At 66.3% G+C, this 11,973-nt stretch carries 10 protein-coding genes and 1 pseudogene; 6 read left to right on the top strand and 5 right to left on the bottom strand.

Annotation, left to right across the window (positions count from 1 at the left end; genetic code table 11):
* Positions 1-13: 13 nt before the first annotated feature.
* Complete coding sequence (locus tag U0034_RS11510; protein ID WP_139831160.1) at positions 14-442, bottom strand: hypothetical protein; 429 nt, start codon at positions 440-442, stop codon at positions 14-16.
* Between the two features lie 220 nt (positions 443-662).
* Between U0034_RS11510 and U0034_RS11505 the strand changes: the two genes are divergently transcribed.
* From U0034_RS11505 to U0034_RS11495, 3 genes are all read left to right on the top strand, one after another.
* Positions 663-1,610: a 2-hydroxyacid dehydrogenase gene (locus U0034_RS11505; RefSeq protein ID WP_085227737.1), complete on the top strand. Its 948-nt coding sequence runs from the start codon at positions 663-665 to the stop codon at positions 1,608-1,610.
* A 69-nt stretch (positions 1,611-1,679) separates the two neighbouring features.
* Entirely contained in the window at positions 1,680-2,603 is a 924-nt protein-coding gene (locus tag U0034_RS11500; protein ID WP_085227736.1) for a hydroxymethylglutaryl-CoA lyase, read from the top strand.
* 83 nt (positions 2,604-2,686) lie between these two features.
* A complete protein-coding gene (locus U0034_RS11495; RefSeq protein WP_085227735.1) occupies positions 2,687-3,196 on the top strand; it encodes a YbaK/EbsC family protein in 510 nt (169 codons plus the stop codon).
* Between the two features lie 233 nt (positions 3,197-3,429).
* Here U0034_RS11495 and U0034_RS11490 read toward each other — a convergent pair whose 3' ends face one another.
* Positions 3,430-4,371, bottom strand: a complete 942-nt coding sequence (locus tag U0034_RS11490) for a DMT family transporter (protein ID WP_085227734.1) — start codon at positions 4,369-4,371, stop codon at positions 3,430-3,432.
* 126 nt (positions 4,372-4,497) lie between these two features.
* Here U0034_RS11490 and U0034_RS11485 point away from each other — a divergent pair.
* Positions 4,498-4,971, top strand: a pseudogene (locus tag U0034_RS11485) (Lrp/AsnC family transcriptional regulator); the annotation flags it as partial.
* 238 nt (positions 4,972-5,209) lie between these two features.
* On the opposite strand, the gene U0034_RS11480 reads toward U0034_RS11485, so the two are convergent.
* Positions 5,210-6,124 (bottom strand): alpha/beta fold hydrolase, encoded by a 915-nt coding sequence (locus U0034_RS11480; RefSeq protein ID WP_085227732.1) that lies wholly within the window; start codon positions 6,122-6,124, stop codon positions 5,210-5,212.
* Between the two features lie 197 nt (positions 6,125-6,321).
* Here U0034_RS11480 and U0034_RS11475 point away from each other — a divergent pair, with 197 nt between their 5' ends.
* On the top strand, positions 6,322-7,278 hold the full coding sequence (locus U0034_RS11475) for an NAD(P)H-dependent flavin oxidoreductase (RefSeq protein WP_085228094.1): 957 nt from the start codon (positions 6,322-6,324) through the stop codon (positions 7,276-7,278).
* Positions 7,279-7,360: 82 nt separating this feature from the next.
* On the opposite strand, the gene icmF is transcribed toward U0034_RS11475, so the two are convergent.
* On the bottom strand, positions 7,361-10,759 hold the full coding sequence (gene icmF / locus U0034_RS11470) for a fused isobutyryl-CoA mutase/GTPase IcmF (RefSeq protein WP_085227731.1): 3,399 nt from the start codon (positions 10,757-10,759) through the stop codon (positions 7,361-7,363).
* Positions 10,760-10,986: 227 nt separating this feature from the next.
* On the opposite strand from icmF, the gene U0034_RS11465 reads away from it, so the two are divergent.
* A complete protein-coding gene (locus U0034_RS11465; RefSeq protein ID WP_170151676.1) occupies positions 10,987-11,136 on the top strand; it encodes a hypothetical protein in 150 nt (49 codons plus the stop codon).
* 72 nt (positions 11,137-11,208) lie between these two features.
* Here the strand turns inward: U0034_RS11465 and U0034_RS11460 are convergent, their stop codons facing one another.
* On the bottom strand, positions 11,209-11,775 hold the full coding sequence (locus U0034_RS11460) for a hypothetical protein (RefSeq protein ID WP_085227730.1): 567 nt from the start codon (positions 11,773-11,775) through the stop codon (positions 11,209-11,211).
* Between the last annotated feature and the right edge of the window lie 198 nt (positions 11,776-11,973).

The following is an 11,973-nucleotide window of genomic DNA, read 5'->3' as shown; positions in this document are numbered from 1 at the left end:
CATACGCCGCCGGTCAGGCATCGTCGGAAGCGAACCGGATCAACCTGAAGCGCGCGGCTTCCTCGGCGCTCGCCGTGCTTGCCGCAAGATGCTCGAACGGGCGGCCGATGTCCACGCGCTGCAGATAGCGGTCGCTTTCGTCGCGCAACGTCATGAGCGTGCGGGCGTCGTCCACGAACTGATAGGTGAACGTGGTCCACTCGCCTTTACGCGCCACGACGATGTCCGGCACGTGCGGCGTGGCCGGGTCGTGCCCGACGACCCACTTGCGGTCGGCTGCGGAGCTGTGAAAGATGACCTTCGGATCGACGTCGTCGAACCCTGCCTGCAGCTTGCACAATGCGTCCGCCCGGTCTTTGTTGATCCGCAGCGCGCCGCCGTCGGGCTCCGTGTGAACGAAGCGGCCGCTTTCGGTCATTAGATAAACTGTTTCGATATTCATGGTGCGATTCCTGGCAGTTTGAAAACGAGGGCTGCGGCAAACGCGTGCGGCGGCGAAAGCACCGCCGCCCCGCAGCGCCGACATTCTCGTTCCTCGCTTTATCCCACGGGCGAGCCACCACGCCTATTCAGCCGAACGGCCAATGGGCGGCGCGCGGTGCAAGCACGTAAAATGGTGGCGTCGATTGCTACCGGGGCCGAGCGCCCTTGCCACGTTCCGCATGAGAATCCTTTTTTCCGCTCCCGAAGCGCCCGAAACCGAGGCATGGTTCGCATCGCTCGCACATGCGCTGCCGGGCGCCGATATCCGCATCTGGCAACCGGGCGACGCGGCTCCTGCCGATTACGGCGTGGTCTGGCGGCCACCGCGCGAGTTCTTCGCGCCGCGGGACGGCTTGAAAGCGGTATTCAATCTCGGTGCCGGCGTGGATGCCATTCTTCGCTTCGAGCGCGAAGCGCCCGGCACACTGCCGGCAGGCGTGCCGATCGTGCGGCTCGAAGATACCGGCATGGCCGCACAAATGAGCGAGTACGCCGCGCATGCGGTGCTGCGCTACATGCGCCGGTTCGACGAATACGATCTCGCGCAGCGCGGCGGCGCGCGCGCGTGGCAGCCGCTCGAGCCGCATGCGCGCGATTCGTTCGTCGTGGCGGTGCTCGGTCTCGGCGTGCTCGGCACGCATGTCGCGCAAACCCTCGCCTCGTTCGGCCTGCCGGTGCGAGGCTACAGCCGCGGCAAGAAAGTGCTCGACGGCATCGACACCTACGCGGCCGATGGGCTCGATGCATGCCTTGCCGGCGCGCGCGTACTCGTCAACCTGTTGCCGAGCACCCCCGAGACCGAAGGTATTCTGAATCGCCGAACGTTCGCACCGCTCGCGCACGGCGCGTATCTCGTCAATCTTGCTCGAGGCGCCCACCTTGTCGAAAACGATCTGCTCGAAGCGCTGCGCGAAGGCCGGATCGCCGCGGCCACGCTCGACGTATTCGTCCAGGAACCGCTGCCGCCCGATCACGCCTTCTGGCAGGAGCCGCGGATCACGATTACCCCGCACATCTCGGCACTGACGCTGCGCGACGAAGCGGTGGCGCAGATCGCACGGAAGATTGCCGCGTTCCAGCACGGCGAGCCGATCAGCGGCATCGTCGATCTGGAGCGTGGTTACTGATCGTCCACGCGCGGCACCATTCGTCGTCAACCAACGGCCTTCCCAATCGAACCATTCCGGAGACACGCCATGTCCCTGCCTCGCGCAGTCAAGATCGTCGAAGTGGGCCCACGCGACGGGCTGCAAAACGAAAAGCAGTTCGTCTCCACGTCGGTGAAGATCGAACTCGTCGATCGCCTCTCGGCTGCGGGCTTCGCCAATATCGAAGCCGCATCGTTCGTTTCGCCGAAATGGGTGCCGCAGATGGCGGACGGCGCGCAAGTCATGGCCGGCATCGCGCGCCGTGCCGGCACGATCTACTCGGTGCTGACACCGAACCTCAAAGGCCTCGAGGGTGCGCTCGCGGCCAAGGCCGACGAAGTCGTGATTTTCGGGGCGGCGAGCGAAGCGTTTTCCGAGCGCAACATCAACTGCAGCATCGCGCAAAGCATCGAGCGGTTCGAGCCCGTCGCACGCGCCGCCAAGGACAACGGCCTGCGCCTGCGCGGTAGCGTGTCGTGCGCGCTCGGCTGCCCCTATCAGGGCGAGGTGTCCGTATCGGCGGTCGTCGACGTCGTGCAGCGCCTGGCCGATCTCGGCTGCGACGAAATCGACATCGCCGATACCATCGGCGTTGGCACGCCCAAGCGCACGCGCGAAGTCTATACGGCTGTTTCGAAGGTCTTTCCGCGCGAAAGGCTTTCGGGTCATTTCCATGACACTTATGGGCAGGCGCTCGCAAACATCTACGCATCGCTGCTCGAAGGCATCGAGATTTTTCACGCATCCGTGGCGGGCCTCGGCGGCTGCCCTTACGCGAAAGGCGCCACCGGCAACGTCGCGACGGAGGACGTGCTGTATCTGATGAACGGGCTTGGCATCGAGACAGGAGTCGATCTTGCGCAAGTCGTGGCGATCGGCGAATTCATATCGACGGCGGTGGGGCGGCCCAACGTTTCGCGTGCGGGCCGCGCGTTGCTCGCCAAGGCGAAAAGCACCGACGAACCGCAGTAAGCGAGGCAACGCGCCGCACGATGCCATACAGCAATCCGACCGCCTATCGACATATGGACAGCGAATCGTTCTCACCAACCAATATGCCCGACGTGCCCGACGCGTCGGAGCCGCTCGCCGCCTTGCCCGATTCGGCCCGGCGTATCGCCCTGCTGCTGCGCGAGCACGGGCACGAAAAACCGGTCGTCATGCTGCCGCAAACGGGCAAGACGTCGGCCGAAGCGGCCGCCGGCCTTGGATGCACCGTCGCGCAGATCGCCAAGTCAATCGTCTTTCGGCGCCGCGATGACGACGCACCCGTGCTGGTGGTCGCCAGCGGGGCGAACCGGGTCGACGAGGAGAAAGTTGCGCGGCAGGTCGGGGCCATCGGGCGCGCCGATGCCCGTTTCGTGCGCGAAAAGACAGGCTACGCGATCGGCGGCGTCTGCCCGATCGGGCATCTGACACCGCCCGTCACGCTGATCGACGAAGATCTGCTTCAGCTCGACAGCCTGTGGGCGGCCGCGGGCCATCCGCATGCGGTGTTCAATCTATCGCCGCAGGAATTGCTTTCCCTCACGGGCGCGCCGGTGGCCGACGTGGCCCTGCGCTGAATGCCGGAACGGTCACGCTCGAAGGCATCGCATGCACGGCGGGAGGCAGTACCCTCGCCAAGCGCGTTGCGCCCGTGCGATGCAGGGCGGAATAACGGCCCGCAAAAAGAAAACCGTTCGTCGCAGTTGACGAACGGCGCAATGTACGACGTGATCAGCGTCTGTCCCATGATACCGGTGCCGCCGTTTACGGCGCATCGGTGATTTCCCTGCAAACGCGAGACGAACGCCTTTCAATCAACTTGACATGCGCTGCGCGCGCCGGGAGTGCCGGGAGTGCGCTGCCGCGTACGCCTGTCGGGCACGACGCGCCAACCGAGATTGACGCCGGCCGCCGCGAGCAGAATCAGCGCCGCACCGAAGAGCTGGATCGCCGCCAGCGATTGGCCGAAGGCGATGCGATCGACGACGATCGCAACGATCGGGTAGACGAACGACAGGGCGCCCGTCATCGTCGTCGGCAATTTCTGAATCGCTCCGTAAAGCAGCACGTACATGATGCCCGTGTTGACGATGCCGAGCGTGGCAAGTTCGGCCCACGGAGCCGCCGTTGTCGGCAGGCCACGATAATCGACGAACGGTGCGAGCACCACCGCCCCCAGTGTCACCTGAATCAGCGCGATCAGGTGCGGCGCGGTGCCTTTCAGACGCTTCGTGATGATCGACGAGATGGCGTAGCAAAATGCCGCACCGAGCGCGTATGCGATTCCTTCGAGATACTGGCCCGGCATCGCGAGCACCGCCGGCTCCACTTTTACGACGAGCACGAGACCGGCAAACGCGAGCGCCAGCCAGACAGCCGTGGATGCACTCAGGCGCTCGCGAAAAATCAACGCGCCGAGCGCCACCAGCATGAATGGCTGGGTGTTGTAGGCGGCGGTTGCCATCGAGATGGACGCGCGCGAATAGGCGGCAAAGAGCAGCACCCAATTCGCCACGATGCCCGCCCCGCCCAAGGCCGCGAGCAGTACCGTGCGCCACGGCAACGCGTCGCGCCGCAACAGCCCGAGCGTGGCGCAGGCGGCGGCAAGCGCCAACGCGCCCAACACGCAGCGCACGAATACGACGTTCAGCGCAGGTTGTCCCGATTCCACCACCAGCCAGCCGATCGTGCCCGACATCAACATCGCCGCCGTCATTTCTGCTGCGCCGCGCCGGATTTCATGATTCGCCATGGACGCCTCCGGGTTCAGGAAGAAAGATGCAGTTCGTCATGCCCCCAGTCTAACGATTCGCCCCGTCCGCAGACATGGATAAACTAAGGCAACGAAGGTCCTTTCACCTTGCTAAAAAAGGCAATCATGGCAAAACGCCTTTCCGAAGGAACAATGGGCAATAGCGCGCCCCTGGACGCGATCGACCGCGCGCTGCTGCGCCTGCTGGCGGAGGACGGCCGCGCAGCAGTGGCCGACCTTGCGCGCGCCGTGGGTCTTTCCGCACCGAGCACGGCCGAACGGTTGCGGCGCCTCGAAGCGCAAGGCGTGATTGGGCGCTACACGATCGACGTGAATCCGCGCGCGCTCGGCTATATGCTCCAGGCAATCGTCCGCGTGCGGCCGTTGCCCGGGCAGCTTCATCTCGTCGAAGAAGCGATCCGGCGTATCCCGGAGTTCGTCGAATGCGACAAAGTGACCGGTGACGACTGCTTCATCTGCCGGCTTTATCTGCGCTCGATCGACGAGCTCGACGAGATTCTGTCCAAGGTCACCGACCGGGCCGAAACGAGCACGGCCATCGTCAAGGCGACACCGATTGCGCGACGTCTGCCGCCACTGGACGCACCGGGGGCAGCGGACGATGGCGCGAAAGAAGCGCCCAGGCCGCGCACGGCCAAACGCGGAACACGCTGAGCGGCCGTCCGCCGCTTGGCCGACGGCGCGGGGCTCGAGAGGCTGCCTGTCGCCCGGCCGCCAGCCTTTCGCCTGGCTGACTGCCTGCCGCCCGACGCGGGCGGCCCGCACGACCGCGGCAGGCCGCGCGCCGCTTTTCAGGCCGGCCGCACCGATACTCCGGTCATTGCAGCGGGCGCGCGGCTTCGCTCGGCTCGGTGGCCTCGAAAAAGCTCAGCATTTCCGCAACGAGCGCTTCGGGCACTTCCTCGGGGATGTAGTGGCCGCATTCGAGCGCCCGGCCGCTCACGTCGCGCGCTACGCGCCGCCATTCGGCCAACGGATCGAAACAGGTCGCGACGGTGCCCCGCGCGCCCCACAGCACGCGCAACGGACAGGCGATCCGGCGGCCTCGCTCGATGTCGGCCCGATCGTGGTCGAGATCGATCGTGGCCGACGCCCGATAGTCTTCGCACATTGCGTGGACGGCGCCCGGCTGGCACAGCGCATCGACATAAGCATTCAATGCCTCGGGGGCGAACGGGGCGAGGCCCGCGTGGCGCGAGCCCATCACGCGCTCGACGTACACGCGCGGGTCCGCGCCGATCAACGTCTCGGGCAGCGGCTCGGGCTGAATCAAAAAAAACCAGTGGAAGTAGGCCGTGGCGAAGGCGCGCGTCGTGCCTTCGTACATGGCGAGCGTCGGCGCGATGTCGAGCAGCATGAGCCGCTCCACCGCGTCTGCATGGTCGAGCGCCATGCGATGCGCGACGCGCGCGCCGCGGTCGTGCGCGCAGACGAGAAAGCGCTCGAAACCGAGCTCGCGCATGACCGCAACCTGATCGGCCGCCATCGAGCGCTTCGAATAGGGCCTGTGCTCCGCGTCGCTCGACGGTTTCGAAGACGCGCCGTAGCCGCGCAAGTCCGTTGCCACGACCGTGAAGTGCCGGGCCAGCTCCGCCGCGCATCGATGCCAGATCAGGTGCGTTTGCGGATGTCCGTGCAGCAGCAACAGCGGCGCACCGACGCCGCCTTTGAGGCCTTGGATTTCGGCCCCGTCGACGGCCATGCGAAACGGAGTAAAGTCGGCGAATGTCATTACGCTCGCTCCTGCCTCTTGTTGTTCGTTATACCTACCTTCGCATTCTACGGATGCGCGAGGCGCGCGCTCGTTCGCACGCGCACGGAGCGTAGAACCCGAGCACTCCTTCGAATCCGCCGGGCTGCCATAAAGCCGCCGGCTCCGTATAATCGAACGACCGTTCTCTTATGTGCGCACTGAAGGAGACTTGCGTCATGGCCTTGCCCGCTGTCCTCCAAAACCTGTCGCTGCCGGTGGTGGCGTCGCCGATGTTCATCGTCAGCTACCCCGAGCTCGTGCTCGCGCAATGCAAGGCCGGCATCGTCGGCTCGTTTCCGGCGCTCAACGCGCGGCCGGCAGAGCAGCTCGACGAATGGCTCACGCAGATCGACGAGGCGCTCGCCGCGCACAAGGCGGCGAACCCTGGCGCGACGGTCGGCCCGGTCGCCGTCAATCAGATCGTGCATCAGTCGAATGCGCGCCTCGAGCAGGACATACGTGTGTGCGTCGAGCACAAGGTGCCGATCTTCATTACGAGCCTGCGCGCGCCCGTGAGGGAAATGATCGACGCGGTACACAGCTATGGCGGCATCGTCCTGCACGACGTCATCAACCTGCGCCATGCGCAAAAGGCGCTCGAAGCGGGCGTGGACGGGCTGATTCTCGTGGCGGCGGGTGCAGGCGGCCATGCGGGCACCCTTTCGCCGTTCGCGCTCGTGGGCGAAGTGCGGCGGATTTTCGACGGGCCGATCGTGTTGTCGGGCTCGATCGCGACCGGCGGTGCGATTCTCGCGGCGCAGGCAATGGGAGCGGACCTCGCCTACATCGGCACGCGCTTTATCGCAACGCGGGAAGCGCACGCGGTGGACAGCTACAAGCGCGCGATCGTGAACGCGGCGGCGGCCGACATCGTTTATACGAACCTGTTCACCGGCGTGCACGGCAACTACATCCGCGAAAGCATCGTCAACGCGGGGCTCGATCCCGATGCGCTGCCCGTGTCGGACAAGACGAAGATGAACTTCGCGAGCGACAAGGCGAAGGCCTGGAAAGACATCTGGGGCGCCGGCCAGGGCGTCGGACTGATGGACGACGTTCCGAGCGTGGCCGAACTCGTCGCGCGGCTCAAGGACGAATACGATTCGGCGCGGGCCAGGCTCGCGCTGCGGTAATCGTAACCCTTCAGCCCGGCACGCCGACCGCCGCGCGAGCAAGCGACGTTGCGTGTGCCGGCTTGCCGGCCGGCGCCCGACCTTACATCGTCCGCCGATACTGCCCGCCCACCTCGAACAGCGCGTGCGTGATCTGCCCGAGCGAGCAGACGCGCACCGCATCCATCAGCACCGCGAACACGTTTTCGTCATCGATGACGGCCTGCTGCAACCGCCGCAGCATCGGCGCCGCTTCCTCGCGATGCCGCTCGTGAAACGCGGCGAGGCGCGCACGCTGATCGTCCTTCTCCTCGCGTGTCGAGCGCGCCAGCACGAGCGGTTGACGCGCTTCACGGGCCGCTGGCCCGACGAACGTGTTCACGCCGACGATCGGATATGAGCCGTCGTGCTTGCGGCGCTCGTACAACATCGACTCGTCCTGGATGCGGCTGCGCTGGTAGCCCGTTTCCATCGCGCCCAGCACCCCGCCGCGCTCGGTCAGGCGGTCGAATTCGGCGAGCACCGCCGCTTCCACGAGGTCGGTCAGCTCTTCGATCACGAAGCTGCCCTGGTTCGGATTTTCGCTTTTCGCGAGCCCCCATTCGCGGTTGATGATCAGTTGGATCGCCAGCGCGCGCCGCACCGAGTCCTCGGTAGGCGTCGTGATCGCTTCGTCGTATGCGTTGGTGTGCAGCGAGTTGCAGTGGTCGTAGATGGCGATCAGCGCCTGCAGCGTCGTGCGGATGTCGTTGAAGTCGATCTCCTGCGCATGCAGGCTGCGCCCCGACGTCTGCACGTGATACTTGAGCTTCTGGCTGCGCTCGTTCGCACCGTAGCGCTCGCGCATCGCAACGGCCCAGATTCGCCGGGCCACCCGGCCGAGCACCGTGTATTCGGGCTCCATTCCGTTCGAGAAAAAGAACGAGAGATTCGGTGCGAACGCATCGATGTCCATGCCGCGCGCGAGATAGGCCTCGACATAGGTAAAGCCGTTGGCAAGCGTACAGGCCAGTTGCGTGATCGGGTTCGCCCCGGCCTCGGCGATGTGATAGCCCGAGATCGACACCGAATAGAAATTGCGCACGTCGTGCTCGACGAAATAGGCTTGGATGTCGCCCATCATCTTCAGGCTGAACTCCGTCGAGAAGATGCAGGTGTTCTGCCCCTGGTCCTCCTTCAGAATGTCCGCCTGCACCGTGCCCCGCACGCTGCTCAAGGCGCGCGCACGCGCGCCGGCGAGTTGTTCGGCATCGGGCACCGCGCCCGAACCGGTCGCATCGCCCCCGAGCTTTTCGATTTCCTGGTCGATCGCCGTATTGAAGAACATCGCGAGAATCGTCGGCGCCGGCCCGTTGATCGTCATCGATACCGAAGTGCCGGGTGCGCACAGGTCGAAACCGTCGTAAAGCGCCTTCATGTCGTCGAGCGTCGCCACCGATACGCCCGAATTGCCGATCTTCCCGTAGATGTCGGGGCGTTCGTCGGGATCCTCGCCGTAGAGCGTGACGGAATCGAACGCCGTCGACAGTCTCACGGCCGGCATGCCGGCCGACAACAGTTTGAAGCGGCGGTTCGTCCGCGCCGGCCCGCCTTCGCCCGCAAACATGCGCGTCGGCTCCTCGGATGCGCGCTTGAATGGGAACACGCCCGCCGTATAGGGAAAATATCCGGGCAGATTTTCGAGCGCGAGCCACCTCAGCGTCTGCCCCGGGTCCACGAACTTCGGCAGCGACAGCTTGCGCATCCTCGTGCCCGAGAGCGTCGTTGCCGTCAGCGGCGTACGCAATTCCCGTCCGCGTATCGTCACGATGAGTTCGTCTTGCGCGTAAGCGGCGACCCTGGCAGGCCAGGCGTCGAGCAGTGCTTTCTCGCGTGGGCCGAGCGCCGCCTCGCGCTCGGCGATGAGCGCGTCGAGCCGCGCGAGCACACCGGCCCCGCCATCGCCACGGACAGCATGCGACGGGTCGTTCGAGGCCTCGGACAAGCCACCCTGGCCCTCCGGACAGGATTCGGCCAGCATGCGCCGCGCTTCGCCGAGCTGCCAGCGCTCGCGCGCGACGACGGCCTGCGCCTCGACCCGTGCGCGATAGCCGCGCACCGTCTCCGCGATGTCGGAGAGATAGCGCACGCGCGAGGCCGGAACGACCGAGCCCCGGCTGCTCGAATGCCGCACGCCGACGCGCGGCAGGCGGCCCCCCGCCTCTGGCGGCGGCAGGCCTAGGGCAATGAGCGAGGCGGCAATGAGCTGATAGAGCGCCATCACGCCGTCGTCGTTGAAATGCGCGGCCATCGTGCCGATGACGGGCATCGCCTCGGGCACCTCGTCGAACGCCTCGCGGTTGCGCTGCACCTGTTTAGCGACGTCGCGCAACGCATCGGCCGCTCCGCTGCGGTCGAACTTGTTGATGGCCACGAAGTCCGCGAAATCGAGCATGTCGATCTTTTCGAGCTGGCTCGCCGCGCCGAACTCCGGCGTCATTACATAGAGCGAGCGGTCGGCCACGGGCACGATGGCCGCATCGCCCTGGCCGATGCCCGACGTCTCGACGATGATCAGATCGAACCCGGCGACCTTGCACGCGGCAACGGCATCGGGCACCACGACGGGCAGCTCGCTCGCCGCATCGCGCGTGGCCAGCGAGCGCACGAATACACGCGGGCCCCGGCCCCAGTCCCCGATCGCGTTCATGCGAATGCGGTCCCCGAGCAGGGCCCCGCCCGACTTGCGCCGCGAAGGGTCCACCGCGAGCACCGCAAGCTTCAACGTATCGCCATAGTCGAGCCGAAAGCGCCGTACGAGTTCGTCCGTCAGCGACGATTTGCCGGCGCCGCCCGTACCCGTCACGCCGAGCACGGGCACGCGCACGAGTGACGCCCGCCGGGCCACCTCCGCGCGCACCGTCTCGTCGAGCTCGCCGCGCTCGAATGCGGTGATCAACTGCGCGAGCCGGCGCCAGCTCATGTCGCCGGCTGGATCGAGCCGGACCGACTCCGCCCGCTCGCCGGGCCCGGGCTCGGACGTGGCGAAGACCGGGCGCTCGCCGTTGCCGCATCGCGCGATCATGTCGTCGATCATGCCCTGCAGGCCGAGGCGCTGCCCGTCTTCCGGCGAATAGATGCGCGCGACACCATCGCGTTCGAGCGCCTCGATTTCCTCGCGGACGATGACACCTCCGCCGCCGCCGAACACCTTGATACGCTCGCCGCCGAGTGCGCGCAGGCGGTCCACGAGATAGCGAAAGTACTCGAGGTGGCCGCCCTGATAGCTCGACACGGCCACGGCATCCGCATCCTCGTCGAGTGCCGCGCATACGACATCCTCGACGGACCGGTTATGGCCGAGGTGGATGACTTCCACGCCGCTCGCCTGAAGCATGCGGCGGATGATGTTGATGGCCGCATCGTGGCCGTCGAAGAGTGCGGCGGCCGTCACGAAACGCAGGCGGCCGGGCGGGGCTGCGCGCGCGCCGGCGCGCGGTTGCGGCGTCGAGAGATCGGTCATGGCTTTCCCGTCGTGCCCTCTGCTCCAAAGCATTTGCAGTATAGGCAACGGCGCCGTGCCGCACCCGGTGCGGCCGAGCGGCCAAGCAGCCGAAGAGTGGGAAGAATTTGTAACGGCCTCGTCGAGCGAGGCGTTTATTCGCGCGATGGCGTGCGTCCGCCGCTGCTTAGACTAACGCCTTGCGTTTGCGGGCTCCGTGAGCCGCGCTCTTGGTGACGGAGACCTCCATGCGGCGACTGATCGCTACTTTCGTGATGCTCGGCGGCCTTGCCTGCCTGCCGGGATGCGCCACGAGCACACAGACCTTCGCGCTCGGCGGCCTGCTCGGCTTCATGGCTGGCGTCGGTGCCGTCTCCTGTACCGCGATGTGTCAATGAGGACAGCCGGGGCGAGCGGCTATCCTCCCCGCCCCGCTTTCTCTTACCTTTCTCTCATCTCGCGCGCCTGCTTCACGCGAGCAGCGCAATGATGCCCCAGAGCGTCACGCCAGCTGCCAGCCAGCGGCCGGCCGTATAGTATTCGTTGCCCGCTTCCTGAGGCTGGTCGGGACGCTCGAGCCCCAGCGTACCGTACGTGAAGGACTTGACCGCGGATGGATCAGTCGGGACATGGACTTGCGTTTGCCCGTCCGACTGCGCGGACGCCGTGCTCGCGGCGTCATCCGACGTGTCGCCGTCGGCGCCGCCCGCATCGCTCTGGCCGCTCGCCGAGCCGGACGTGGCCGAACCGCTCGAGCCGCCCAGATCCATCGATACACCGCCTTGAGCCACACCCGCCGCCACGGCATGGGTACCCGGCGTCGCAGCGGATGGCCTGTCGCGCTCGACCGTTGCGCGCTCGCGCGCCACCGCGGCCGAGCCCTCGGCCGAAATGCTGACCGCCGCGTCCTGTGTCAGCGCCGCCGTGCGCGAACCGGCACCGGGCTGGTCGCGCGCCCGCGCGCTTTGCTCGGCTGCCTGCGGGCCGGCGAACTCCTGCTGCGAGATGAGCGGCGCGTGAGCGCTGGCAACTTGCATGACACCCCTCCGTCGATTGAACGCACGCTGTGCTCATAGCCGCGAGCAGCCACGTCACTGCATCGGCTGCTCACGCGCTTGCGCACGCTTGCCTTCGCGCTAACGACAAGGGTCGGAAACGTCTTTAGGAATCGTAAGGCCCCGTAAGGGCACGCCGGTCGCGCCCAGGGGCTTTCGACGAAAACGGCGCCGCATGCC

The organism is Trinickia caryophylli (genome assembly GCF_034424545.1).
Classification (GTDB): domain Bacteria; phylum Pseudomonadota; class Gammaproteobacteria; order Burkholderiales; family Burkholderiaceae; genus Trinickia; species Trinickia caryophylli.
This window is presented reverse-complemented; position numbering and strand designations above follow the sequence as displayed.

Bases quoted from the DNA above. Each gene is read 5' to 3' on its own strand.
- U0034_RS11510 (WP_139831160.1), bottom strand. From the start codon at position 442: ATGAATATCGAAACAGTTTATCTAATGACCGAAAGCGGCCGCTTCGTT.
- U0034_RS11505 (WP_085227737.1), top strand. From the start codon at position 663: ATGAGAATCCTTTTTTCCGCTCCCGAAGCGCCCGAAACCGAGGCATGG.
- U0034_RS11500 (WP_085227736.1), top strand. From the start codon at position 1,680: ATGTCCCTGCCTCGCGCAGTCAAGATCGTCGAAGTGGGCCCACGCGAC.
- U0034_RS11495 (WP_085227735.1), top strand. From the start codon at position 2,687: ATGCCCGACGTGCCCGACGCGTCGGAGCCGCTCGCCGCCTTGCCCGAT.
- U0034_RS11490 (WP_085227734.1), bottom strand. From the start codon at position 4,371: ATGGCGAATCATGAAATCCGGCGCGGCGCAGCAGAAATGACGGCGGCG.
- U0034_RS11480 (WP_085227732.1), bottom strand. From the start codon at position 6,124: ATGACATTCGCCGACTTTACTCCGTTTCGCATGGCCGTCGACGGGGCC.
- U0034_RS11475 (WP_085228094.1), top strand. From the start codon at position 6,322: ATGGCCTTGCCCGCTGTCCTCCAAAACCTGTCGCTGCCGGTGGTGGCG.
- icmF (WP_085227731.1), bottom strand. From the start codon at position 10,759: ATGACCGATCTCTCGACGCCGCAACCGCGCGCCGGCGCGCGCGCAGCC.
- U0034_RS11465 (WP_170151676.1), top strand. From the start codon at position 10,987: ATGCGGCGACTGATCGCTACTTTCGTGATGCTCGGCGGCCTTGCCTGC.
- U0034_RS11460 (WP_085227730.1), bottom strand. From the start codon at position 11,775: ATGCAAGTTGCCAGCGCTCACGCGCCGCTCATCTCGCAGCAGGAGTTC.